The organism is Pseudomonas sp. FJ2-5-13 (assembly GCF_029201605.1).
GTDB classification, from domain to species: Bacteria; Pseudomonadota; Gammaproteobacteria; order Pseudomonadales; family Pseudomonadaceae; genus Aquipseudomonas; species Aquipseudomonas lactis.
Map to the genome: position 1 here is coordinate 2,922,788 of NZ_CP104045.1, position 25,392 is coordinate 2,948,179.

Annotated in this window: 21 protein-coding genes and 1 pseudogene; 15 read left to right on the forward strand and 7 right to left on the reverse strand. The window is 59.6% G+C overall.

Going from position 1 to position 25,392, the window contains the following annotated elements:
• Positions 1–202 precede the first annotated feature (202 nt).
• The 4 genes from N2A98_RS12705 (at position 203) to N2A98_RS12720 (ending at position 4,042) form a co-directional block, all read left to right on the forward strand.
• Positions 203–1,570, forward strand: a complete 1,368-nt coding sequence (locus tag N2A98_RS12705) for an epoxide hydrolase family protein (RefSeq protein WP_044273789.1) — start codon at positions 203–205, stop codon at positions 1,568–1,570.
• A 62-nt stretch (positions 1,571–1,632) separates the two neighbouring features.
• Positions 1,633–2,706, forward strand: a complete 1,074-nt coding sequence (locus N2A98_RS12710; protein WP_275623547.1) for an alpha/beta hydrolase — start codon at positions 1,633–1,635, stop codon at positions 2,704–2,706.
• Positions 2,707–2,730: 24 nt separating this feature from the next.
• Positions 2,731–3,240 carry a cytochrome P460 family protein gene (locus N2A98_RS12715; RefSeq protein WP_275623548.1) on the forward strand — a complete coding sequence of 170 codons (510 nt, stop codon included), beginning with the start codon at positions 2,731–2,733 and terminating at the stop codon, positions 3,238–3,240.
• Between the two features lie 25 nt (positions 3,241–3,265).
• On the forward strand, positions 3,266–4,042 hold the full coding sequence (locus N2A98_RS12720; protein ID WP_275623549.1) for an alpha/beta hydrolase: 777 nt from the start codon (positions 3,266–3,268) through the stop codon (positions 4,040–4,042).
• Positions 4,043–4,243: 201 nt separating this feature from the next.
• Here the strand turns inward: N2A98_RS12720 and N2A98_RS12725 are convergent, their stop codons facing one another.
• Both N2A98_RS12725 and N2A98_RS12730 read right to left on the reverse strand, forming a co-directional pair.
• Positions 4,244–5,455, reverse strand: coding sequence for a cytochrome c biogenesis protein DipZ (locus tag N2A98_RS12725; protein ID WP_275623550.1), 1,212 nt, complete (start codon positions 5,453–5,455; stop codon positions 4,244–4,246).
• 30 nt (positions 5,456–5,485) lie between these two features.
• Entirely contained in the window at positions 5,486–5,746 is a 261-nt protein-coding gene (locus tag N2A98_RS12730) for a DUF2790 domain-containing protein (RefSeq protein ID WP_275623551.1), read from the reverse strand.
• Between the two features lie 304 nt (positions 5,747–6,050).
• Here N2A98_RS12730 and N2A98_RS12735 point away from each other — a divergent pair, with 304 nt between their 5' ends.
• The 3 genes and pseudogenes from N2A98_RS12735 to N2A98_RS12745 all read left to right on the forward strand — a co-directional run.
• Positions 6,051–6,791 carry a response regulator gene (locus N2A98_RS12735; protein WP_275623552.1) on the forward strand — a complete coding sequence of 247 codons (741 nt, stop codon included), beginning with the start codon at positions 6,051–6,053 and terminating at the stop codon, positions 6,789–6,791.
• Positions 6,788–8,095: a HAMP domain-containing sensor histidine kinase gene (locus tag N2A98_RS12740; protein ID WP_044273800.1), complete on the forward strand. Its 1,308-nt coding sequence runs from the start codon at positions 6,788–6,790 to the stop codon at positions 8,093–8,095. The genes N2A98_RS12735 and N2A98_RS12740 overlap by 4 nt, the downstream gene beginning before the upstream one ends.
• A 12-nt stretch (positions 8,096–8,107) precedes the next feature.
• Positions 8,108–8,251, forward strand: a pseudogene (locus N2A98_RS12745) (DUF1810 family protein); the annotation flags it as partial.
• A gap of 2 nt (positions 8,252–8,253) precedes the next feature.
• Here N2A98_RS12745 and N2A98_RS12750 read toward each other — a convergent pair.
• Both N2A98_RS12750 and N2A98_RS12755 read right to left on the reverse strand, forming a co-directional pair.
• On the reverse strand, positions 8,254–9,306 hold the full coding sequence (locus N2A98_RS12750) for an AraC family transcriptional regulator ligand-binding domain-containing protein (RefSeq protein WP_345774698.1): 1,053 nt from the start codon (positions 9,304–9,306) through the stop codon (positions 8,254–8,256).
• A 2-nt stretch (positions 9,307–9,308) separates the two neighbouring features.
• Complete coding sequence (locus N2A98_RS12755) at positions 9,309–10,310, reverse strand: AraC family transcriptional regulator (RefSeq protein ID WP_044273803.1); 1,002 nt, start codon at positions 10,308–10,310, stop codon at positions 9,309–9,311.
• Positions 10,311–10,477: 167 nt separating this feature from the next.
• Here N2A98_RS12755 and N2A98_RS12760 point away from each other — a divergent pair, with 167 nt between their 5' ends.
• Positions 10,478–10,624: a hypothetical protein gene (locus tag N2A98_RS12760; protein ID WP_169918921.1), complete on the forward strand. Its 147-nt coding sequence runs from the start codon at positions 10,478–10,480 to the stop codon at positions 10,622–10,624.
• On the opposite strand, the gene N2A98_RS12765 is transcribed toward N2A98_RS12760, so the two are convergent.
• Positions 10,611–11,222, reverse strand: coding sequence for a helix-turn-helix domain-containing protein (locus N2A98_RS12765; protein ID WP_044273804.1), 612 nt, complete (start codon positions 11,220–11,222; stop codon positions 10,611–10,613). The two genes, N2A98_RS12760 and N2A98_RS12765, sit on opposite strands and share 14 nt — an antisense overlap.
• 119 nt (positions 11,223–11,341) lie before the next feature.
• On the opposite strand from N2A98_RS12765, the gene N2A98_RS12770 reads away from it, so the two are divergent.
• From N2A98_RS12770 to N2A98_RS12780, 3 genes are read left to right on the forward strand one after another with little or no spacing between them, the layout of a single operon-like run.
• Complete coding sequence (locus N2A98_RS12770) at positions 11,342–12,499, forward strand: MexC family multidrug efflux RND transporter periplasmic adaptor subunit (protein WP_047710859.1); 1,158 nt, start codon at positions 11,342–11,344, stop codon at positions 12,497–12,499.
• 27 nt (positions 12,500–12,526) lie between these two features.
• On the forward strand, positions 12,527–15,658 hold the full coding sequence (locus N2A98_RS12775) for an efflux RND transporter permease subunit (protein ID WP_044273807.1): 3,132 nt from the start codon (positions 12,527–12,529) through the stop codon (positions 15,656–15,658).
• Positions 15,659–15,661: 3 nt separating this feature from the next.
• Positions 15,662–17,071 carry an efflux transporter outer membrane subunit gene (locus tag N2A98_RS12780; protein WP_275623554.1) on the forward strand — a complete coding sequence of 470 codons (1,410 nt, stop codon included), beginning with the start codon at positions 15,662–15,664 and terminating at the stop codon, positions 17,069–17,071.
• Between the two features lie 98 nt (positions 17,072–17,169).
• Here N2A98_RS12780 and N2A98_RS12785 read toward each other — a convergent pair whose 3' ends face one another.
• Positions 17,170–17,736 carry a helix-turn-helix domain-containing protein gene (locus N2A98_RS12785; RefSeq protein ID WP_044273809.1) on the reverse strand — a complete coding sequence of 189 codons (567 nt, stop codon included), beginning with the start codon at positions 17,734–17,736 and terminating at the stop codon, positions 17,170–17,172.
• Between the two features lie 207 nt (positions 17,737–17,943).
• On the reverse strand, positions 17,944–18,525 hold the full coding sequence (locus N2A98_RS12790) for a TetR/AcrR family transcriptional regulator (RefSeq protein ID WP_199520597.1): 582 nt from the start codon (positions 18,523–18,525) through the stop codon (positions 17,944–17,946).
• A 403-nt stretch (positions 18,526–18,928) separates the two neighbouring features.
• Between N2A98_RS12790 and N2A98_RS12795 the strand changes: the two genes are divergently transcribed.
• The 4 genes from N2A98_RS12795 (at position 18,929) to N2A98_RS12810 (ending at position 25,384) form a co-directional block, all read left to right on the forward strand.
• A complete protein-coding gene (locus N2A98_RS12795) occupies positions 18,929–20,353 on the forward strand; it encodes a DUF1329 domain-containing protein (RefSeq protein ID WP_044273812.1) in 1,425 nt (474 codons plus the stop codon).
• A gap of 81 nt (positions 20,354–20,434) precedes the next feature.
• Positions 20,435–22,018, forward strand: coding sequence for a DUF1302 domain-containing protein (locus N2A98_RS12800; protein ID WP_080751083.1), 1,584 nt, complete (start codon positions 20,435–20,437; stop codon positions 22,016–22,018).
• 8 nt (positions 22,019–22,026) lie between these two features.
• Entirely contained in the window at positions 22,027–24,429 is a 2,403-nt protein-coding gene (locus N2A98_RS12805; protein ID WP_044273815.1) for an efflux RND transporter permease subunit, read from the forward strand.
• A 10-nt stretch (positions 24,430–24,439) separates the two neighbouring features.
• Complete coding sequence (locus N2A98_RS12810; RefSeq protein ID WP_044273816.1) at positions 24,440–25,384, forward strand: YCF48-related protein; 945 nt, start codon at positions 24,440–24,442, stop codon at positions 25,382–25,384.
• Positions 25,385–25,392 lie beyond the last annotated feature (8 nt).

Genomic DNA, 25,392 nt, shown 5'->3' on the forward strand with positions numbered 1-25,392 from the left:
TTGTATCGTTTTGTATCTGCGCTTTGGATAGATACACAGCGATTCCTTTAAGTCGGTTGATGACACATACGGGATACCTGCGGGGCTTTAAATGAACCCATCGAGAAGGCGCAAACCTTCTCCAATGGATGACTCATTTAACTCGCGGCTATCTCTGCGCGTTTCGCGACGTTGTCGACCAATGACTTATAGGAAATTCAAAATGCCTGCAGCTACGTTCGGTTTCACCTGGCGCCATTGTCTGGCTTCTTCCGTGAGCATGGGCGCTTTGGGGTTGGCCCTGATAGCCGGCAGCGGTGCTGCATGGGCTGCTGGCCCGGCCGCCGATGCGTCAGTTGCCAGCTCGGCCTCGACCCATCCCGAATCGATTAGACCTTATCGAGTTCACGTCGATGAAGCTCAATTGACCGATCTGAAAAAGCGCATTGCGGCGACCCGCTGGCCGGACAAAGAAACCGTCAATGACGTGTCCCAAGGCGTGCAGTTGGCCCAGGTCCAGGCGCTGGTGAAGTATTGGGGCAGCGGCTATGACTGGCGCAAGGCTGAAGCGAAGCTCAATGCGCTGCCTGAATTCATCACGACTATCGACGGCGTCGATATTCAATTCATCCATGTTCGCTCGCCAAACCCCAACGCGATGCCGCTGCTTCTGACACACGGATGGCCTGGCTCACAGTTTGAGTTCCTGAAGACGATCGGCCCGCTCACGGATCCCGTTGCTTACGGCGGTAAGGTTGAAGATTCGTTCGACGTGATCATTCCATCGATTCCGGGACACGGCTTTTCCGGTAAGCCAACTGAATTGGGTTGGGGGCCGGATCGAGTCGCGAAGGCTTGGGATGTGCTCATCAAGCGTCTGGGTTATACCCACTATGTTTCCCAGGGCGGAGATCACGGTTCGGTCATATCGGATGCATTGGGCCGCCTGAATCCGCCGGGGCTGTTGGGCATTCACTTGAACATGCCGGCCACCATCCCGCCCGAATTGGTCAAGCCGATCAATAGTGGTGACCCGGCCCCTGACGGGCTCACTGAGCCTGAACGCAAGGCGTTTGATTCCTTGAGCACCTTCTTCGGGCGCAATGCAGCATACGGCGCGATGATGGTGACGCGCCCGCAGACTATCGGTTACCTGCTGGCCGATTCGCCTACCGGAACTGCGGCGTGGATGTACGAAAAAATCGCCGCGTGGACGGACAGTGATGGCCAGCCTGAACGGGTATTGACCCGTGACGAGATGCTGGACGATATCAGCCTGTACTGGCTGACGAACGCAGGCGCATCGTCATCGCGTTTCTACTGGGAAAACAACAACAACAATTTCAGCGCTGCCGCGCAGAACACCGCAAGCATCAAGGTGCCGGTGGCGATCACGGTCTTCCCGCACGAGATCTATCAGGCGCCAAAAAGCTGGGCGCAACGCGCTTACCCATCACTCTCCTACTACAGCCAGGTTAACAAGGGCGGCCACTTCGCTTCCTGGGAGCAACCTCAATTGTTCAGCGAAGAATTGCGGGAGGCCTTCCGGCCGCTGCGCGCCAAGCTGAGCGCAACCAAGACAGCCCAGTAGCTCACACCCAATCCAGTCAACACACCGGGCCGCTATTCGGCGGCTCGCTACGGAGAAACACCATGGAGATGACCTTGCTGAACAATCAAAATAAATCCAGCCGCCTGCGGGGTCTTGCCCCATCGTTGTTGGCAGCAGGGATGCTGCAATTCGCAGCGTTGGCTGTCGGTTTTTCCCAAGCCAGCGCGGCTGATGTGCCCGCGTCCACCATTGGGGCTATCACCCCGGGAGCTCACACCTCTCTCGGTGCTCTTAAGCATGTGAAAGCGGGGCTGCTGGACGTTTCTTACGCGGAACTCGGCCCAGCCGATGGCCCTGTGGTCATTTTGTTGCACGGCTGGCCCTACGATATCAACGCATACGCTGATGTCGCTCCTGCTTTGGCGGACAAGGGATATCGAGTGTTGATCCCTTCTGCGCGTGGTTATGGCGATACGCATTTTCTCTCGGCCAAGACAGTTCGCAATGGTCAACCCGCTGCGCTAGCGGCTGACCTGATCGACTTCATGGACGCGCTGAAGATCAAGACCGCGGTACTGGGTGGGTTTGACTGGGGCGCTCGCACTGCAGATATCGTTGCCGCACTGTGGCCGGAAAGAGTGAAAGCCCTGGTCGCTGTGAGCGGTTACCTGATAGGCAGCCAAGAGGCGGGCAAGGCGCCATTGCCGCCAGCCGCCGAACTGCAGTGGTGGTACCAGTTCTACTTCGCGACCGAGCGCGGGCGTCTGGGCTACGAGAAAAACACCCATGACTTCGCCAAGCTCATCTGGAAGCTGGCGTCACCACAGTGGAATTTCGACGACGCCACTTATGAGCGTAGCGCGGCGTCCTTGCAAAACCCTGATCACGTGGCCGTGTCGATTTTCAACTATCGCTGGCGCCTGGGGTTGATCAAGGGCGAGGCCAGATACGACGCGCTGGAGAAGAAACTCGCGGCATTTCCATCCATCAGCGTGCCGACCATCACCCTGGAAGGTGATGCCAACGGCGCACCGCACCCACCTGCCGAAGCGTACGCCAAGCGCTTCACTGGCAAGTATGAGTACCGATTGATCACCGGTGGTGTAGGCCACAACTTGCCGCAGGAAGCGCCGAAAGCCTTCGCCCAGGCGGTGATCGACGCCGATCATCTTTGAAAACCGGCTGAGAGGAGGGCGATGATGAAGCTGAAATTTCTGGCCGCGATGTCGGCTGCCATTGCAATCGCAGCGTTGACCGCTACCGGTGTCGCCTCGGGCGACGCCAGTAAGGGCGACGCCTCACCGATCTATGGCGTGAAATTGCCGGAAAACTACCGCCTATGGCCGCTGATTGCGCCTGCGCAGGAAGCGGCTCCCCTGAACGAACTGCGAGCCGTGCTGGGCAATGACTTGGCCATCAAGGCTTATCAGGATTCAACGCTGCCATTCCCTGATGGCACGGTGCTGGTAAAGCTGGCCTGGAAACATGTGCAGTCCCCGGAATTCGAGCCGGCGTCCATCCCGGGGCCGGCCACGACCGTGCAGGTGATGGTCAAGGACTCGAAAAAATATGCAGCAACCGGTGGCTGGGGATTCGGGCGGTTTATCAACGGTAAACCGGCCGATGAAGCCCAACACGCAACCTGCTTCGCCTGTCACCAGGCGCGAGTGCGTAATCACGACTTTGTCTTCACGCGCTTCGCTCCCTGATTTCCCGTCAAACCCGGAGTTAACAATGAAAAAAGTATTAACCGCACTGGCCGTCGCCGTCAGCCTGAGCATGGCGACACACGCCTGGTCGCAAACTGAAAAACCCACGATTGTGCTCGTACATGGCGCCTTTGCCGATGCGTCGAGTTGGAATGGCGTGGTGAAGATTCTCGAGAAGGACGGTTACCCGGTGGTTGCCGCTGCCAACCCGTTGCGCGGTGTAAAAAGCGATGGTTCGGCAATCTCGGCATTGCTGACGAGCATTCATTCGCCGGTGGTGTTGGTCGGCCATTCCTATGGCGGCAACGTTATCAGTGATGCGGCCAACGATCATGCCAACGTCAAAGCCCTGGTTTACGTCAGTGCATTTGCACCTGAGGTTGGGGAAACCGTCGCCGGGCTGGCCGGCAAATTCCCGGGCAGCACGCTGGGCCCAACGCTGGCTGCGCCTGTACCGCTGGCCGATGGGGGCAAGGACTTGTACATCCAGCAGGACAAGTTTCACAACCAGTTCGCCGCTGACGTCCCCGCGAAAGAGGCGGCATTGATGGCCGCCACCCAACGCCCGGTAACGGAAGCGGCGCTCAACGAAGCGGCCGGCAGCCCTGCCTGGAAGCATATTCCGTCCTGGTACATCTACGGCGACAAGGACAAGAACATTCCCCCGCAAGCCATGGCATTCATGGCCAAGCGCGCCGCTGCCAAAGCCGTGGAAGTGGTCAAGGGCGCTTCCCATGTCGTGATGGTTTCGAACCCGGAACCGGTTGCCCGCCTCATCGAAAAAGCCGCTACCGCGAAATGACACGCCAAAGGCGAAGCGGCGTTTCCAGCACTCTACGCCGGCTCGGTGTTGATCAACAGAATTTCGACAGAGCTGCTGGCGCCGTTCGGCGGGGTAAAGCAGTCCGGTGTCGGCGGGAGAGTGTGGTCGCGCAACCCAGGCCGCAGGAGAAAAAGCTAATGGCCCACAGCGCGTTGCCTGTGGGCCATGGATTTTCAAGGGTTACGCGGCTAGAGCTTTCGCCTCCTGCAGCAGTTGCTGAATCATCTTTTCCTGCGTCTCGTAGCGCCCTTCTCCGAAGTGGGTGAAACGCACTTGCCCTTTGGCGTCGATCAGGTAGTGCGCGGGCCAGTACTGGTTATCGAAGTTTCGCCAGATCGCGTAGTTGTTATCGATGGCTACCGGGTAAGTGATGCCGAGCTTTTTCACCTGATCCCTGACATTGCTGATGATGCGTTCAAAACCGTATTCCGGGGTGTGGACGCCGATTACCACCAAGCCATCCTTCTCGTACTTCTGCGCCCAGTCCTTCACGTACGGCAGGGTGTGCTGGCAATTGATGCAGTCGTAAGTCCAGAAATCGACGAGCACCACTTTGCCTCTGAGCGATTCACTGGTCAGTGCGGGCGAATTGAGCCATTCCACCGCGCCGGACAGCGACGGCATCGGGCCTTGGGCGTTGTCGAGGGTGGGTTCGGCCTTGGCCTTGCTTACCAGGTACTCGACGACTTTGGGGACGCTTTGCAGCACGCCTTTTTCCAGCACGCTGACGCCTTCGAACGACGCCCCGGCCAACAGTGTCTTGTCGGCACCGGTAGAAATCATCAGCGCTGCGGCCAGGACCGCAAAACCGGTGGCGCGCCGCAGCCAACCCGTGACCGGAATCGAGGCCTTCAGGCGATTGACTAAACCGCGTCCGGCAAAAATCAGCATACCCAACGACAGTGCACTGCCCAGGCCGTAGGCCACCAGCAGCAGGCTGGTTTGCGCATTGGCGCCTTGCAGCATGGCGCCGGTAAGGATCACCCCGAGAATAGGCCCGGCGCACGGCGCCCAGAGCAGGCCAGTGGCGACGCCGATCATCAGCGAACCCAGCGGCCCGGACATGTTGCGCGTCTGGGGGTCGAGGCGATTGCCCAGTAACACGAACGGGCTGGCCAGCCAGCCACTGATTCGCGCCGAGATCAACGACAAGGCAAACAGCGCCATCACCACCAGTGCCACATGACGCCCGGTGTTGTTGGCCTGAATCACCCATTCACTGCTGACCACGGCCAGGCTGGAAATCAGCGCGAAGGTCAGGACCATGCCACCAAGGGTAAGCAGGATCGACGAGCGTGTGCGGTCGATACCCGCGAACAGAAATGGCACGACCGGCAGGATACAAGGGCTGAGGACGGTCAATAAGCCGCCCAGGAATGCGATGAGGAACATAAGGGTCTCCTGATGAAATGTGGGCCGGGCTCAGTTATCGCTGTGGCACTCGGCAAATTTGCGATAGTTCAGGATCTCGGTCTTGCCCTGCGAATTCAGGTAGGTCAGCTGGGCATCGACAATGCCGCAGGCCGCCCCGGCATCCTGTGTCAATGCCACCACTTTCTGGATGTCCAGGTGGGTGCCGTAGGTGTAGGTCTGCGGCGTGACGTCGGCTTCGGCGCGGGCCGAGGAGGTGCAGATATTCAGGGCGGCAAACAGGCAAGTGGCATAGAGGGTATTGGTGTTCATGGTCGTTTCCTCAAGGCTTCAAGGGTTGGGTCGTTCAGTTGAGCCGAGGCGCTTGGATTGGCCTCGATGTGGCTCATTAGAAGCCCGCGAGGTATCTCGTCTGTGTCAAAAACAGGCGCGGATAAATCGGTTCGTATCAGGACCCCGTCCCGATACACAGCCATACAAAACCCCGGAAATTGTTGTTTTTGCCTCTGCATGTATCCTTCGCCACAGCAGATACACTGCAATACAAACCGCCGCGGGCGAACGAGCTCAGCCTCTATAGACTGAGCCGCAATTCCCATTGACAGAGGCTTGGCCCATGGAACACGTTGATCACATCCTCATCGTGGACGATGACCGTGAGATTCGAGAGATGGTAGGCAACTACCTGAAGAAGAACGGCCTGCGCACGACCTTGGTTGCGGATGGCCGCCAGATGCGCTCGTTTCTCGAGTCCACGCCGGTAGACCTGATCGTGCTTGACATCATGATGCCCGGCGACGATGGCCTGGTGCTCTGCCGCGACATTCGCGCCGGCAAACACAAGGCCACGCCGGTGCTGATGCTGACCGCTCGCAACGACGAAACCGACCGCATCATCGGTTTGGAAATGGGCGCTGACGATTACCTGGTCAAGCCGTTCGCCGCCCGTGAATTGCTGGCGCGCATCAACGCTGTGCTGCGCCGTACGCGCATGCTGCCGCCCAACCTGGTCGTTACCGAAACGGGAAGGTGGCTGGGGTTCGGGCGCTGGCGCCTGGACACCTCCGCCCGCCATCTGCTTGATGAAGACGGCACCATGGTCGCCCTCAGCGGCGCTGAATATCGCCTGCTGCGGGTGTTCCTCGACCATCCGCAGCGGGTACTCAATCGCGACCAGTTGCTCAACCTGACCCAGGGCCGTGACGCCGACCTGTTCGACCGTTCCATTGATCTGCTGGTCAGCCGCCTGCGCCAACGCCTGCTTGACGATGCTCGCGAGCCGGCTTACATCAAAACCGTACGCAGCGAGGGGTATGTCTTCTCGCTGCCGGTGCAAGTGCTTGGAGCACCGGCATGAAGCCTTCGCTGCATTGGCCTCGTACCCTCATCTCGCGGCTGTCGCTGATCTTTCTGGTAGGGCTGACCCTGGCGCAGGCCTTGTCCTTCGGCGTGCAGTATTACGAGCGTTACGAAACCGCGAAAAACACCATGCTCGGTAACCTGGAAACCGATGTGTCGACGTCCATTGCCATCCTTGACCGCTTGCCCGCCGAGGAACGCATGAGTTGGTTGAAACAACTGGATCGACGCAATTACCGCTATTTGCTCGACGAAGGCTCGCCAGGCGTCGCTCTGCGTGACACGCCGATTGCAGTGACCTCGATCAAGGAGGCCATCGGCAAGGATTACCCGATGACCGTGACAGACATTCCCGGGCCTATCAAACATTTCCAGGTCCATCTGAAACTGGCCGACGGCAGCCCGGTGACCATCGACGTGCGCCCCTCGATGGTGCCGTTGTCGCCGTGGCTGCCGGTGGTTTTGCTGGGCCAACTGGCCTTGATGATTCTATGCGCGTGGCTGGCTGTGCGTATTGCCATACGCCCGCTGACCCGGCTGGCCCAGGCCGTGGAAAACCTTGATCCCAACACTCACCCGGTGCATCTGGATGAACAAGGCCCGACCGAAGTCGCACACGCGGCCATCGCCTTCAATGCCATGCAGGCGCGCATTGCGGCCTATCTGAAAGAGCGCATGCAACTGTTGGCGGCGATTTCCCACGACCTGCAAACCCCAATCACGCGCATGAAGCTGCGTGCCGAATTGATGGACGACTGCGGCGACAAAGACAAATTGTGGAATGACCTCGGCGAGATGGAACACCTGGTGCGTGAAGGCGTTGCCTATGCCCGCAGCGTGCATGGCGCCACCGAGGAAAGCCGCCGTACCGATCTTGATTCATTCCTCGACAGCCTCGTGTTCGACTACCAGGACATGGGCAAGGACGTGCAGCTCAGCGGCAAAAGCAACGCAGTGATTCACACGCGGCCCCATGCGCTGCGCCGAGTGCTGGTAAACCTCACGGATAACGCGCTCAAATTCGCCGGTGCAGCGCAACTGCGGGTCGAGCCGAAGGAGGGCGACAGCCTCTCGGTGACCGTAATGGATCGTGGCCCCGGCATTGCCGAAGAGGAGCTGGCCCGTGTGATTGAGCCATTTTACCGCGTGGAAAATTCGCGCAACCGCAGCACCGGCGGCACGGGCCTGGGCCTGGCTATCGCACAGCAACTGGCACAAGCCCTTGGCGGATCCCTGACCTTGAGAAATCGCGAAGGCGGCGGACTGTGTGCTGAGCTGAGAGTACCGACGCGCTTATCGTAGGAGGAGCGAATCATGCAGGATTCGTTCAATCTGTCCCGTTTCGTCGAGGCGCAGCGCCGGGTGTTCAGTCGGGTCATGGACGAGCTGCGCGCGGGCCGCAAGACGAGCCATTGGACGTGGTTCGTCTTCCCGCAAACGCAGGGGCTGGGTCGCTCCGCTCAAAGCTGATCTCTCATCCGGCTCGTAATCAATAAAGGCTGCCTGCTCACCCCCGACTGGCTGCACCACTCAAGCGCAGACATACCAAACCAGCGATGAAACGCCCGCGAAAAAGTGCTGACATCGGCGTAACCCAGCAGATTCGCCACGTGTGTAAGACTGACTGTCGGAACCAGCAGGTAATTGCGTGCCAGTTGTTGGCGAGTCTCATCCAGCAACTGCTGAAAAGACGTATTTTCTTGAGCCAAGTGGCGCTGCAAGGTTCTTGGGGTGACTGCCATGCAATCGGCCACCTTGTCGATCGTTGCACGTCCGCTGGGCAACAAGTTACGCAGCAATTGCCTGACGTAGCCAGGCATCACGTCTGTCGACAAGCGCTCTATACCTGATAGATGTCTAGCGAGAATCTGATGTAGTGCTTCGCTGGCGCGATCCAGTGGTTGCGTCAGCACGCATGCGTCAAATAGCAGACCAGTATGTGCTGCTGAGAACGTTGGTGTGATACCCAGTGCCTGGCGATAGCCCCACTCATCGGCAAGGGGCGGATGACGAAGCATTACCGCCTCAGGTTGCCATCGATCCCCGGCCAACGTGAGCATCAGTTTTAAGCCGACACCACACGCCAGTTCTTCTGCTTGAGGCAATCCGACAATCGACATCTCATCGGTTCGATAACTCAGCAACGCGACGCCTTTGACAACCTCCAAATCAACCTGTGCCGCGCCGTTGTACAGCCCGAAATTCGCGCGCAGTTCGAGCAATGCATCGCCGATGGTTCGAGCGTTGTGGATCAGGAAAAACATATCACCGAAGACGTCGACACCTTGGTGGAGCCCGAATTCCAGGCCGAACAATGCGTTATTCGAACGCTGCCGGCACATTTGCAACAAGCTGCAATATTGTTGGAAGGAGAGGATATCTTCCGGGCGCTGCAGCGACATCGTAGGCACACGGGCCTGTCGCAGTATACGGCTCGGGTCCAGACCCTGACGCCGGGCAAATTGATCGAACCCTGTCAGACTGATTGCACGAATGAATGGATTGGACGCCATGTTTACCCAAGAGTTTGTTGCATGCGCTGTTTCCACTTCTGCGGGCTGACGCCATTCCAGCGCGTGAAAGCCCGGGAAAAGGTGCTCAGGTCGGCATAACCCAACATACCTGCCACCTGTGTCAGGCTGATCGATGAGTCGCAGAGGTAGCGTGCGGCCATCGTCTGGCGCGTTTCGTCCAGCAGCTCCTGAAATCGAGTGTTTTGTGCCCGAAGATAGCGTTGCAAGGTGCGCGGGCTGATCATCATGTACTTGGCCATGTCGCGAAGCGTGACCGGACCATTGGCAAGCTCATTGCGTAGCCTTTTTTGCACATAAGACGGTAGTTCTTGCAGTGTTACGCGCGCTAACTCGTCGATCTGTTGCAGGGCTAATAGTTGACACCTGACGTCTGTAGCTCCGAGAGGTCTGGCCAGTAACGACTCATCGAAAACCCAGGCATTGACGGCGCTGTCAAAGCGCGGAGGGACACCCAGCAGCGTGCGGTAGGCAATGCGATTGGCTGGAGCACTGTGGCGCAACATCAGAACTCTCGGTTTCCAGGCGTGCCCCAGCAGTTCGCGGAGCAAGCATGCGGCAACTCCCATCGCCAGCTCCACTGTCTGACGTACTGAGGCCAACGTACCGTCAATGACTTCGTACACAAGAAGGGCACTGCCGCCTCGGCGTTCAAGGCGCACTAGTGCGCCGTCGCTGTGTATATGGAAATAGCGTGTCAGCAGATTCAGCGACTCGCCCACATTGGCCGCGTTACGCATGGCGTACGGCAGAGTGCCTAGACTTTGTGTGCCTTGGTGCAAGCCTAACTGTAAGCCGAACAAGGGATTGCTCGACCGTAACGCACATAACTGGACCAACGCATTGAATTGCGCGCCAGATATTTGAGCGTTCAGCGGATCTTCGGGCAGGTCTACCTCCGCCAGCGCCGAAACCGGATCAATCCCCTGACTGGTAGCAAACGCCTTGAAACCAAGCAAAGCAACACCACGCACTGTGGACATCATCTGAGCCTCTCGAATGAAATACAGCCTTTGGCCTGAGAAGTATTGGCACGATATGCAAAATCTCTGGCGCGATATGCAAAGCTTTCACCCTTGTCCCGAGACCACACTCGAACAACCAATAACAAAAGACCTGCGTTCGGCCCAAGGCTGGACGATGGAGGTATACGATGCGTCGGTTTCTGTTCGCTTTGCTGGTGGTCGCGCTGATTTCGGGTGCGCTGTATGTTCAGCCACGGCCCGCTGACCACAATGTTGTTCATCATGCCAATCACCCGCCGGTTGCCAGCATCAGCGATGCCTTCACGCATTTTTGAGGACTGAAGCGTGCTCCTGCACAGAGGCGTGCTCGCGGAACTCGCCACTAGAAAGTGCTCCGTGCAGGAACATTTGCTCCAGCGTTCGGGCCGACTCGGCGTTGGCTGCACGCCCGCGCTGTTCGGCATCCACCAAGCCGTAGACCAGGGTGATGAACAGCTCGGTAAAAATTGCTGCGCTAATGTCGATGCGAAACAGTCCCCTTTGCTGACCTCTGAGGAAGAACTCGTCTAGCGCCGCCAGGTAAAACTGCCAGCGTGTGTCACCCCGTTCAAAGTCGAGGAAGTCTGGGCGGTATTGCGCCATAAGAAAGGCAAGCAATTCGCGATGAGCCAAGTGCTCGCGGATCAATCGACGCAGCGCGTCCAAGGGCTGCAGATGCTGCAAACCGGCGCTGCGGATAATCAGATTGAGCGTACGTTCGGCGTACTCCTCCAGTCTCTGCCCTAGATTTTCCCGTGTCCCACAGTAGCGGTGCAGGGTCGCTTTGCTCATGCCCGCCAGTTGCGCCAGCTCTTTCATTGTCGCCCGGGGGCGATTGACAACCGCCATAGTCAGCGACTTGAGCATTTGTTCATCATGGGAATTGGGTGTCATCACCACGCCTTTAGCGATGTTTATACAGGAAGCATAATATTCTCATATGAGACAATGTTGACTCATTAGGGTTTGCAAAGTAGCATCCGCACCAAGTTCAATCAAGCCTTGGGTGAGAGATGGGAAATTTGCGTGCGATAGGGATGGCAGGCTCGCTGGCAGCGGCCATTGCGCTGGCCGGGTGTGGGCCGTCGAATGAACAAGCGGGCGTGGCCGAAGTGGTGCGTCCTGTAGAGGTGCTGGCAGTAAAGACGGAGCCTCTAGCTCTGACTTCGGATTTGCCGGGCAGGGTAGAGCCCATGCGAGTCGCCGAGGTGCGCGCGCGCGTGCCAGGCATCGTGATGCAAAAGCGTTTTGAAGAGGGCGCGGATGTCAAAGCCGGGGACCTGCTGTTCCAGATCGACCCGGCGCCGCTAAAGGCGGCCTTGTCGCGAGCAGAGGGTGAATTGGCCCGCACCCAGGCCGTCGCACTTGAGGCACAGGCGCGGGTCAAGCGCTATGAACCGTTGGTGAAGGTCGAGGCGGTCAGCCAGCAAGACTTCGACAGTGCCATGGCCGACCTGCGCAGCGCCCAGGCGGCCACGCGCTCGGCTCAGGCCGATCTGCAAAGCGCGCGCTTGAACCTTGGTTATGCTTCGGTGACTGCACCGATTTCCGGTCGTGTCGGCCGTGCACTGGTAACCGAAGGTGCGTTGGTCGGTCAGGGGGACGCGACGTTGATGGCGCGGATTCAACAGCTTGATCCGGTCTATGTCGATTTCACTCAGTCGGCCGCCGACGCGCTGCGCCTGCGCGAATCGCTCAAGGGCGGAAAACTCTCCGCTGATGACAGTAAAACGTTGTCGATTCGTGTCGACGGCACCGCTTTTGAGCGTCAGGGCGCACTGATGTTTACCGATATCGCCGTTGATCGCGGCACCGGGCAGGTGTCATTACGCGGCAAGTTCGCCAATAGCGACGGCGTGTTGCTGCCGGGCATGTTCGTGCGCGTGCGCACGCCTCAAGGCACCGACAAACAGGCCATTCTCGTGCCCCAGCGCTCGGTGCAGCGCGGCAGCGATGGCGGCGCGCAGGTCATGGTCGTCGGCGCCGACGGCCGCGCCGAAGCGCGCAATGTGGTGACCGGTTCCATGCAGGGTTCGCGCTGGCAGATCAGTGAAGGCCTGAAGGCTGGCGATCAGGTGATAGTCAGCGGACTGAGCGGCTTGCAACCAGGTGCCAAGGTCGTACCCGCCCAGCCCCAAGCCCAGGCTCAGTTGCCTGAGTCGCACCAGTAAGGGCGCCGTCGCCGCGAGGATATTCCGATGTCTCTGTTTTTTATCAAACGCCCGAACTTCGCCTGGGTGGTAGCGCTGTTCATTTCTCTGGCCGGTCTGCTGGTCATTCCGATGCTGCCGGTAGCGCAGTACCCCAACGTCGCGCCGCCGCAGATCAAGGTGACGGCGACCTATCCCGGTGCCTCTGCGAAGGTGCTGGTGGACTCGGTCACCAGCGTGATCGAAGAGTCGCTCAACGGTGCGAAGAACCTGCTGTATTTCGAGTCGACCAACAACTCCAACGGTATCGCCGAGATTGCGGTGACGTTCCAGCCGGGCACTGATCCGCAGCTCGCTCAGGTTGACGTGCAAAACCGCCTGAAAAAAGCCGAAGCGCGGATGCCGCAAGCCGTGCTGACCCAAGGTCTGGAGGTGGAGCAGACCAGTGCTGGTTTCCTGCTGATCTATGCGCTGAACTATAAGGAAGGCACCCAGCACAGTGACACCACCGCACTGGGCGACTACGCCGCGCGCAATATCAACAACGAGCTACGCCGGGTTCCGGGCGTCGGCAAGCTGCAGTTCTTCTCCTCTGAAGCGGCGATGCGCGTCTGGCTCGACCCGCAGAAACTGGTGGGCTATGGGCTATCCATCGACGACGTCAGCGCGGCCATCCGTGGCCAGAACGTGCAAGTGCCGGCTGGCAGCTTCGGCAGTACGCCGACCAGCAGCCAGCAGGAACTGACCGCCACCCTGGCGGTGAAAGGTACGCTGGATAATCCGGAAGAATTCTCTCGTATTGTCCTGCGTGCCAACGAAGACGGTTCGACGGTCAAACTGGGCGACGTCGCCCGCGTGGAAATCGGTCAGGAAAGTTACAACTTCAACTCGCGCCTGAATGGCAGGCCCGCCGTGGCAGCGGCGATCCAGTTATCGCCGGGCGCCAACGCGATCCAGACCGCAACTGCGGTCAAGCAGCGCCTGGCCGAACTGTCGGCCTACTTCCCGGATGATGTGGAATATTCCGTTCCTTACGACACCTCGCGTTTCGTTGATGTCGCGATCGAGAAGGTGATTCATACCCTGATCGAAGCGATGGCCCTGGTATTCCTAGTGATGTTCCTGTTCCTCCAGAACATCCGCTACACCTTGATTCCGTCGATCGTGGTACCGGTGTGTCTGCTGGGCACGCTGCTGATGATGTACGTGCTGGGCTTCTCGGTGAACATGATGACCATGTTCGGCATGGTGCTCGCCATCGGCATTCTGGTGGACGACGCCATTGTGGTGGTGGAGAACGTCGAACGGATCATGGCCGAGGAGGGCTTGTCGCCGGTCGACGCCACGGTGAAAGCGATGGGGCAGGTATCAGGCGCGATCATCGGTATCACCCTGGTGCTGTCGGCGGTGTTCATGCCGCTGGCATTCATGTCCGGCTCGGTCGGTGTGATCTACCAGCAATTCTCGGTATCGCTGGCGGTGTCGATTCTGTTCTCCGGGTTCCTCGCGCTGACGTTCACCCCGGCGCTATGCGCCACGCTGCTCAAGCCGATTCCACAAGGGCACCATGAAAAGCGCGGCTTCTTCGGCGCCTTCAACCGTGGCTTTGCCAAGCTCACCGATCGCTATTCAGTCCTGAACAACGGGCTGGTGGCGCGTTCCGGCCGGATGATGTTGGTGTACCTGGGCATTATCGCCATGCTCGGTTACTTCTACCTGCGCCTGCCGGAATCGTTTGTGCCGGTGGAGGACCAGGGCTACATGATCGTCGACGTCCAGCTGCCGCCGGGCGCGACCCGTACCCGTACCGAATCGACTGGCGAACAACTGGAGCGTTACCTGGCTACCCGTGACGCGGTTCAGTCGACGTTCCTGGTGTCCGGCTTCAGCTTCTCCGGGATGGGCGATAACGCAGCGCTGGCATTCCCGGTGTTCAAGGACTGGTCGGAGCGTGGCGAAGATCAATCGGCCATGGCAGAAGTCAATGCGCTGAACGAGCAATTTACCGTGGCCAACGACGGTGCGGTGATGGCTGTGCCACCGCCGCCGATTGACGGTCTGGGCAACTCTGGTGGTTTCGCCCTACGCCTGCAGGATCGTGCCGGCCTGGGCCGGGAAGCGTTGCTCGCTGCTCGTGATCAGGTGCTTGGTCAAGCCAACGGCAACCCGAAAATCCTCTACGCGATGATGGAAGGCTTGGCGGAGTCGCCGCAATTGCGCGTGGTGATCGACCGTGACAAGGCGCGCACCCTGGGGGTGAGTTTTGAATCGATCAGCAGTGCGTTGTCTGCCGCTTTCGGTTCGGAGGTGATCAACGACTTCACCAACGCCGGCCGCCAGCAGCGCGTGGTGGTGCAGGCCGAGCAAGGCGACCGGATGACTCCGGAAAGCGTGCTCAAACTGTACGTACACAACAGCGCGGGCGATCTGGTGCCGCTCAGCGCTTTCGTCACCACGCATTGGGAGGAAGGTCCGGTGCAGGTAGTGCGCTACAACGGTTATCCGTCGGTGCGCATCGTCGGTGATGCCGGGCCGGGCTACAGCACCGGTGAAGCCATGGCGGAAATGGAGCGTATCGCCGCGCAGTTGCCGGCCGGTTTCAGCTACGAGTGGACCGGTTTGTCCTACCAGGAGAAGGTTTCCAGCGGTCAGGCCACGCAACTGTTTGCGCTGGCCATTCTGGTGGTGTTCCTGCTGCTGGTGGCGCTGTACGAGAGCTGGGCGATTCCGTTGACCGTGATGCTGATTGTGCCGATCGGCGCCATCGGTGCGGTACTCGCGGTGATGGTCGCCGGCATGCCTAACGACGTGTACTTCAAGGTCGGTTTGATCACCATCATCGGTCTGGCGGCGAAGAACGCGATTCTGATCGTCGAGTTCGCCAAGGAACTCTGGGAGAAAGGTTACAGCCTGCGTGACGCCGCGATCGAGGCCGCACGGCTGCGCTTCCGGCCAATCGTGATGACCTCCATGGCCTTCATTCTCGGCGTGGTGCCGCTAGCACTGGCGACCGGGGCAGGGGCTGCAAGTCAGCGGGCAATCGGTACCGGGGTGATCGGCGGCATGCTCAGCGCGACACTGCTGGGTGTGTTGTTTGTACCGATCTGTTTTGTGTGGGTGCTGTCGATGTTGCGCAGTAAACCGGCTCCCATTGAACAACCCGCTTTGGCTCAGGAGTGAAACATGCGTATTTCAGGATTTTCTACGCTGGTGATCGCCATGTTGTTGGCCGGTTGCTCGTTGGCGCCGACCTATGAGCGGCCCATCGCACCGATTGCGGACAACTGGGCGGGCGAGTCGTTGAAAAAGGGCGCTCCGATCAACCAGTTGGCGTGGCAGTCGTTCATCGTCGATCCCGACCTGCGCCGTCTGGTGGGTGTTGCGCTGGCTAACAACCGCTCGTTGCGCCAGACCCTTTTGGACATCGAGCAGGCCCGGGCGCAGTACCGCATTCAGCGAGCCGATCGGGTTCCCGGGCTGAACGCAAGCGCGTCCGGCAATCGCCAGCGCTTGCCGTCGGACCTGGCCAGTGACGGCCGGGCAGGGGTGGCCAGCCAGTATCAGGTCGGTCTGTCGCTGCCCGAATACGAGCTGGATCTGTTTGGCCGGGTAAAAAGCCTCAGTGACTCTGCGCTGCAGGAATACCTGGCCACCGAAGAAGCAGCCCGCGCCGCGCAGATCGCGCTGATCGCCGAAGTCAGCCAGGCCTATTTGGTTCACGACGGCGCCCAGCGTCGGCTGGAGTTGACCCAACAAACCCTGAGCAGCCGCGAATACTCGTTCGCGCTGATCAGTCAGCGCCGCTCCAGCGGCACGGCGACAGCGCTGGATTATCAGGAAGCTCTGGGGCTGGTGGAACAGGCGCGGGCCGAACAGGAACGCAATCTGCGCGAGAAGCAGCAGGCGTTCAACGCGCTGGTTTTGCTGCTGGGCACAAAGGACGCGGGCAAGGTGATTCCCGAGCGGGTGACGACGCAGCCGATGCTGGTGCAAGACATCGCTGCGGACACCACGTCGACGCTGATCGAGCGCCGGCCGGACATTCTTGCGGCCGAGCATCGACTGCAAGCGCGCAATGCCGATATCGGCGCGGCACGGGCGGCGTTCTTTCCGCGTATCAGCCTGACCGGCAGCTTTGGTACTTCCAGCGCGCAGATGTCCGGTCTGTTCGACGGTGGTTCGCGCTCCTGGAGTTTCGTACCGAACCTTTCGCTGCCGTTGTTCGATGCTGGTCGCAACAGTGCCGGGCTGAGTCTAGCCGAAGCCCGCAAGGATTCAGCTGTGGCGGCCTACGAAGGCACGATTCAGACGGCGTTCCGCGAGGTCGCCGATGCATTGGCTGCCACCGACACCTTGCGCCGGGAGGAGGCCGCGCGCCGCGCACTGGCCAATACCAGCACTGAAACCCTGAGTCTGGCCAAGGCCCGATATGAAGGCGGTATCGACAGCCACCTGCGTTATCTCGATGCGCAGCGCACCAGTTTCGTCAATGAAACAACGTTTATCGAGGTCAGCACGCAACGCCAGATTGCTCTGGTCGATCTGTTCCGTTCGCTGGGCGGAGGTTGGTCCACGCCGACAACCGTTAGATAACGCCTGACAAGAGCTCCTTTGGTTGGCGCATCCAACCGCCTTTGCCCCGCAGACCGAAAGGTCTCGGGGCTTTTTTTTCCAGGAAAACCGAGTAAGGCTTACAACGCACTCGCTGCGCCGGCCGCGCCATGCAGGAACATCTGTTCCAGCACATTGGCCGAGTTGGCACTGGCCGCGCGCCCACGGCGCTCGGCATCAACCATGCCGAAAATCATGGTCAGGAACAGCTCCGTGAAAACCGCGGCGGTGACATCGATGCGAAACGCGCCCAGTTGCTGGCCACGCAGAAAAAAAGCATCGAGGGCATCAGCATAAGTCTGCCAGCGGTCGCCCTCACCATTGACCGCAAACGTGTCGGGGCGGTACTGAAAGAGCAGGAAAACCAGCATTTCCCGATGCGCGAGATGCTCGTTGATCAAACTGCGCAACGCCTGTACCGGCTCGCCGTGCAACAGGTCGGTGGTGGTGGTGATCTGGTTCAGCACCGTCTCACCGTGGCTTTCCATCATCTGCACCAGGTTGTCACGGGTGCCGCAAAAGCGATGCAGCGTAGCCTTGCTGACGCCAGCCGCTTCAGCCAGTTCCTTGAGTGTCGCCCGAGGGCGATCAACGATGGCCAAGGCCAGCGCCTTGATGAGTCGTTCGTCTTGAGGAGTCAGGGTCATCAGTCGGTCTCGAATCGAATTTCAATCCGCCGAATTGTGCAGGAAAAGCTCATTACTGCAACGAAAACCACCGAAATAGAGCAAATGACTTCATCTGAGACAGTTTTTGTTCATCACGGGATCGGCGTTGCGCACCGTTCGAATGTCATGAACTGTAAAAAGCCTGGCGCGATCTGATCCCCATACGGCGCCTGGGCAAGGATCGACTCAGTGACTGGCCACCAACAAGGCCAACGCAGTGCAAGCAGTCTCGGTTTCGGCTCGCAATCGATCCAGATCACCGTGGGCCGACCAGGCAATGGTCAGCCCGTCTACCAGTTGGATCAGTAAGCGGCTGGTCGCCTTTAAAAACGCTTCGCTCAACTCAGTTCCCATGGCACGCTGCAGCGCCTGCTCGGTGGCTTCAATGGCCACCGAGTAAATCTTGCTGGCCATTTGCGGGTCATTGCGCATTGCCCAGAAGAACAACTCGGTCTGCGCCCTGGCCGCATCCGGGTGATTGATGAACCAGGTGATCAATTGCCGCAGAACTTCGGCTGCCGTCGCCGCAGCAGTGGCCCCGGCCGGTACCTGTTCCAGCGCTTGCGGTGGGAGGCTGAACAGCGATTCGTAGACGGCATAAAACAGGTCGTTCTTGGTATGGAACACGTAATGCAACGAAGCCAACGGACAGCCGGCTTGCGCCGCAATACGGCGGGTCGTGGCATTGGCTACGCCATGCTCGGCGATCACTCTGATCGTTGCTTCGACGAAATCCTGCCGGCGTAATTCAGCGCCCATTCTGGCCATAGTTCAGCATTCTCCTTTATTCCTGGCGCCCCACAACGACAAGGACGATGTCGACGCTTGCGGATCCTACAACAATAAATCGCCAGACGTCATGAATGGAAAGGGGGCATGAAACGGCTGCACCAATAATGGTAACAACTGTTTCGTTATTTCCCGAATGGGTGCGTTTCGGCGAAACAAACGGAAACATCCTCCGGCAGTTTTATCGCGCTGTGTTCACGGCGACCGCGCAATCGATTGATAAGAAACGACTAATTTCTGCCTTGCGAATCTTGGCACCGGGCTTGCTTTGATTACATGACTTGGTCAATTGATCAAGTCAGTTGATTAGGTTAGCGCAGGCAACGGGTTGCCACCATCTAGGCGACCCCGTTGCTGATCAAGGCCCACGAGGATCCCTCCCATGAACACAGTGATTGAGCGCCCCCATAACAATTTTTCTCCCGGCGTCGTAATCCGGCATCTGGTCGCGGCCCTCGCGGCCTCGGCGTTTTTCTGTACAGCACAGGCAGCAGACAAGGATCCAGCATTACTCGGCACCAAGCTGACTCCGCTGGGAGGCGAGGCGGCGGCCAGCGCCGACGGGGTGATTCCCGCGTGGACAGCGCCCGGTCCTCAAGGTGGCAGTTGGAGCCACGGTCAGGTGCGCGGCCAGCAATGGACGTTCAAGGATGACAAGCCGCTGTTCAGCATCGACTCGAGCAACGTCGCGAAATACGCCAGCAAGCTTTCACCGGGCCAGGTGGAAATGTTCAAGAAGATTCCCGGCTACCGGATGGACGTGTACCCGACACGACGCAGCTGTGGCGTGCCGGATTTCGTCGCGCAGAACACTAAGAAGAACGTCGGTTTCGCCAAGCTCGACGGCGACGGTCTGGCGTTGCAGGAAGCCTACGTGCCGGGCATCCCGTTTCCATTTCCAGCCTCGGGTGCCGAGGTGATGTGGAACATGAAAATGCGCTATCGCGGCGTTGGCTTCGATATGTCGAAAACCGTTTCCGGAATTTCGCCACGCAAGGGCAGTGAAGATTGGCTGCGAACCTCCACCGACTGGTTCATGTACACACCATGGGGCGTGAAGGGCAGCGCGCTGTTCTCGTCATTCGATCGTCTGGAAGTCGCCACTTACTTTAGCTACACCGACCCCGCCGCACTGGCCGGACAAGCCGGGGTGGTCACGACCAAGGCCGGCGAGCAAGCCACCACGTTCTATTACTTCCCGGGCCAGCGCCGCGTGCGGCGCATGCCGGCGTATTCCTACGACGCACCGCAAATCGGCCTGGACAATCAATACACCATCGATGAATCCAACGTGTTCTTCGGCCCCATGGACCGCTTCGACTGGAAGCTGCTGGGCAAGCAGGAAATGCTTGTGCCCTACAACTCATTCGGGGCCTACGACAACTCGGCGAAGATCGAGGAGGTGGCCAAGCGCGACTTCATCGCTCCCGAATCGCGTCGCTATGAGCTGCACCGCGTGTGGGTGGTCGAAGCGACCGTCCGCCAAGGCATGCGCCATCAGGCACCGAAGCGTCTGTTCTACATCGACGAAGACAGCTGGAACGCGCTGATGGCGGTGGACTACGACAAGCAGGGGCAAATCTGGAAGGTCCGCGAGGGTTACACGATCCCGGTGTACGAGACCGGCACCTGCGACATGGAAGCCCAGGCGCAATACAACCTGGTTGACGGTCGCTACCTGTACGACATGACCTCCATTGGCACCGGCAAGAACGACCATCGCTGGCTGACCGACGGGGCGAGCAATCCGCGCCTGAAACGCGACTTCTACACCTCCGACAACCTGCGCGCCAACAGCGAACGCTGATAGCGGCTTTCGGGAACAGACATGAAAAAAATAATCAGTAGAACCTCAGGTCTTGTCATCGCGTGTGCAACCCCATTTGCCATGGCGTTCACCTTTGAAACCGAAAACATTCGCGGCTCTTTCGACTCCACCATCGCCGTGGGCATGGGACTGCGCACCGAATCGCGCGGCTGCAACCTTATCACCAGCGGCCCCGGCGGGCACAATCCACCCAGCGGCTGTCTGGCGCCCAGCGCAGGTGTTGGTGACCAGGGCGACTTGAACTACGACCGGGGCGACCTGTTCACCAACTACATAAAAGGCATCCATGAACTGGTGCTGAAGTTTCCCGAAGACTACACGTTCATGGCGCGCGGTAGCTGGATTCGGGACTTTGCCGCGACCGACACCAGCGGTGCGCTATCGGCTAACCGGCCTGAAGGTGTCGGTAGCGACGGCCTCACCAGTGGCGCCCGAGACGATCTGGAGTTCAAGGCGCGTCTGCTGGATCTGTGGGTGAGCAAGAGTTTCGATGTCGGTGACCAACGTGTTCGCGCTCGCCTGGGTAATCAGGTGATCAACTGGGGCGAGAGTCTGTTCGCTGCTGGCGGCATCAACAACACCAACGCTTACGATGTCATGGCATTGTCGCGTCCCGGTACCCAGCTCAAGGAAGCCTTGCTGCCGGCCCCGATGTTGAGCCTGGCGTCGGGGCTTGGTGCCGGGGTGAATATCGAGGCGTATTGGCAGTTCAATTGGAACAAAAGTGAATTGCCCCCGGTAGGGAGCTATTGGTCCACCACCCACGCGCTGGGTGAGGGCAGGGGTACCTACGGGTACGATGAAAAAGAGGCGCGCAACAGCGGCCAATGGGGCGTGTCGCTGCGCTGGCAGCCTGACAACACCGATCTCAACCTGGGTCTGTACGTGATGCGTTATCACGACAAACTGCCGTCACTGAGCGTGCAGGTGGATCCGCAAACCTTCGCCGCGGCGCCGACCTGGGAATATCCGGAAGACCGCATGATGTACGGCATCAGCGCCAATATGCCGGTCGGCGACTGGGCACTGGGCACCGAGTTGTCCTATCGTCCCAAGGATGCGGTACCGCTCAACCCGGTCATCGACGCCTGCGCCGCCAACGGTGGCAAATGCTGGAAAGACGCAAAGAAACTGCAATGGCACCTGACCGGCATCTACAGCATGACGCCGTCCAACTCGCCGACCTTGCTCGAATTCACCGGTGCCAGCACCGGTACCTTGTTGAGCGAACTGGTGGTCGTGAAATACCCGGGCCTGCATAACGACTACGCCGGAGAACCCATCGCCGCCGGCCTTAATACCTGGCAACTGGACCCGGCCATCGCGCCGAGCGCCAAGGGTAACAAAACCTCCTCTGGCATCAGCCTCGATTTGAGCCTGACCTATGACAACACGCTCATTCCTGGCTGGCAGGTCACGCCGGGAGTGTTCTACTCGCGCTCGATCAACGGACGCACCCCGAACCTGTCGGCCACCTTCACCGAAGACGCCAGCAGCATGAACCTCTACCTCAACTTCGTGCGCAATCCGGCGAGCTGGCAAATCTCGGCCAACTACGCAAAGTTCATGGGCGGCAAGACCCCTTACGATCAACTGCTGCGTGATCGCGATTACGTTGGCCTTGTGGTTTCCCGAACCCTGTGAGGCGCGCCGTGAACAGTTCCCTGAACCTCAAGCAAAACCCTGTGCGCGGCGTCCTGCCGCGCATCGAACAATGGCTGTTCTCGCACCGCATGCTGACGTTGGCGAGCCTGGCGCTATTCACCTTGGGCATGGCTTGGTTTGCCGTGCAGTTGCGCATGGAAGCCGGGTTTGAAAAGCAGTTGCCCATCGGCCATGAATACATCGAGACCTTTGAGACCTATCGCAATGACTTGCTCGGCGCGAATCGGTTGACGGTGGTGGTCAAGGCTCGCCAAGGGACGATCTGGAGCCAGGCAGGGCTCAAGCGTCTGTATGACGTCACCCAGGCGCTGATCTTTCTGCCCAACGTGTCGCGCAGCAGCGTGCGTTCGTTGTGGACGCCCAACGCCTTCGTCAATGAAATCACCGAAGAGGGCTTCCGTGCCGACCCGCTGGTACCAGGGACGGTAACGCCGGAAAGTCTCGATGAGACGAGCATAGCCATGATCGCCAACTCGACGGCGCAGGGTGGTTTTATCGGAACGCTGGTGGCTCGTGACCAAAGCAGCGCGATGATCACGGTCGACCTCAACGAGTTCGATACTAACGGCCAGCGCCTGGACTATGTGGCTTACAACCAGGTCCTGGAGCAGCAGATTCGCAGTCAGTTCGAGGACATGGATTTCGAGATCCAGATCATCGGCTTCGCCAAGCAGATCGGAGACATTGCCGTGGGCGCTTCGGCGGTTTTCGAGTTCTGTCTGCTGGCCTTGTTGCTGACAGCGGCTGCGGTGTTCTGGTACTGCCATTCGCTGCGTTTCACCTTGCTGGCGGTGGGTTGCTCGCTGGTTTCGCTGATCTGGCAGTTCGGCGCTTTGCGTCTGCTCGGCTATGGCCTCGATCCGTTGGCGGTGCTGGTACCGTTTCTGGTATTTGCCATAGGGGTATCCCATGGCGTGCAGCAGATCAACTTCATCATTCGCGAGATCGCCTGCGGCAAATCGGTGGAGGGTGCGGCGCGGGCCAGTTTCAGTGCGTTGCTGATTCCCGGCACGCTGGCGTTGGTCACTGCATTCGTATCGTTCGTGACGTTACTGTTGATCCCGATCCCCATGGTACGGGAACTGGCAATCACCGCGTCACTGGGGGTCGCGTTCAAGATCGTCACCAATCTGGTGATGCTGCCGGTGGTGGCCTCGATGCTCAGCGTGCAGGACGGTTACGCTGCGGCCGAGGAAGTTTCTCGCCAGCGCCGCGCTCGTTGGTTGCACGGTCTCGCGCGTTTGAGCGAATGGCACAACGTGCGCTGGGTGCTGTGCATGGCGATGCTGATCTTTGTCACGGCCGCCTGGCAAAGCCATGATCGAGTGGTCGGTTCCTTGCAGGCCGGCGCCCCGGAACTGCGCGAGGATGCGCGCTTCAATCGGGATGCGCTGTCGATCGCCAGCCATTACGACATCGGTCTGGACTGGCTCAGTGTGGTGTTCGAGGTCAAGGTCGAGGGCGGGGCGAACGACTGCGAGAACGTTGCACTCGGCCAGTATCAGGACCGCTTCGTCTGGGCCATGCAAGGGGTGCCTGGTGTGGTCTCGGTGACTTCGTTTTCCAACAGCCTGCGCCAGTTCAACGAGGGCTATAACGAGGGCAACCCGAAAATGAACGCGGTGCCCATCGACCCGACCAACTACTCGTCGATGGCCGCCGAGGTGGCTCGCGTGCCCGGCATGATGCGGCCTGATTGCAGTATGACCGCGGTGCATTTGTTTCTCGCCGATCACAAGGCAACCACCATTCACCGGGTGATCACCGCGGCCAAGGCTTTGCGCAGCCAGTTCACTCAGTCCGGCGTGAGTGTACGTCTGGCGTCCGGTAACGCCGGCGTGATCGCGGCGATCAACGAAGAAGTGGAACGCAGCGAGTTGCCGATGATGCTTTACGTCTACGGCGCTATCGCGCTGCTGGTGTTTGTCGTCTACCGCGATTGGCGCGCCGTGCTGGTCTGCTGCCTGCCGCTGACCCTGGGCACCTTCATCGGCTACTGGTTCATGAAGGAGCTGCAGATCGGCCTGACCATTGCCACCTTGCCGGTCATGGTGCTGGCGGTCGGCATCGGCGTGGATTACGCGTTCTACATCTATAACCGTTTGCAGCTGCATCAGGCCCTCGGCCAGCCGATCACCAAAGCTGTCGAGCACGCGTTGCTGGAGGTCGGCGTCGCCACGATTTTTACCGCCATCACCCTGGCGGTGGGCGTCGCCACCTGGGCGTTTTCCGATCTGAAGTTCCAGGCAGACATGGGCAAACTGTTGGCCTTCATGTTTCTGGTCAACATGATCATGGCCATGACCGTTCTCCCGGCCTTTGCCGTATGGCTGGAGCGGACATTCCCGCGGCGGCGCCCAGTGCGCTTGATCGGCTCACTGGTGCATTGAGGAGACAGCCATGCGAAACCTGATGCCTTTACTGGTTCTGATGTTGCCGACGCTGTTGCAGGCGTCATCCTTGTCGGCGGTTCCGGCGACCGTGACGGCCAGCGCCACGGCCGCGACGCTGTTGAGCGCTGCCCGGGCCGGGGAGCGAACCGTTGCCGTCGGCGATCACGGCGTGGTGCTGTTGTCGGATGATCACGGTGGGCATTTCCGTCAAGCGACATCCGTGCCGTTGGCCACCCCTCTGACGGGGGTGTCCTTCGTCGATGCCCGTCAGGGTTGGGCCGTTGGTCACTGGGGGGCGATTCTGGCCACTACTGACGGCGGCGATACCTGGCAGGTGCAGCGCCTTTCCAGTGCAGAAGATCGGCCACTGTTTGCCGTGCACTTTTTCAATCCGCAGCAAGGGGTGGCGGTGGGGCTGTGGTCGCTGGTGCTGACCACCGATGACGGCGGCAAGCACTGGACCGAGCAGCGACTCGAAGCTCCGCCGGGTTCGAAGCGGGCCGACCTAAACCTAATGGGGCTGTTTGCCGATGGGGAAGGGTGCTTGTATGCCACCGCCGAACGCGGCCAGTTATTGCGCTCAGACGATCAGGGCAAGCACTGGCGCTATGTGGATACCGGTTACAGCGGCACGCTGTGGACGGGTGCGGTGCTGGGCGACGGCTCGCTGCTGGTGGGCGGGCAACGCGGCACGTTGCTGCACGGCTCCGCCGATGGCGCACGCTGGCAGCGCGTGCCGCTGCAAAGCAAGAGCTCGGTCACCGCCGTCGATGTTTCCGGGCAAACAGTCATCGCCGTAGGTCTGGACGGTTTGATCGTGCGCAGCGACGACGGTGGCCAAAGTTTCCATGAACAATCCAGCGGCGACGGGGTTTCGCTCACGGCGACACTGCTGAACGGGGATGGCTCGCCGATCGTCTTTTCCCGTAGAGGCGTCGTTTCTCGGCACTGATACCGGCG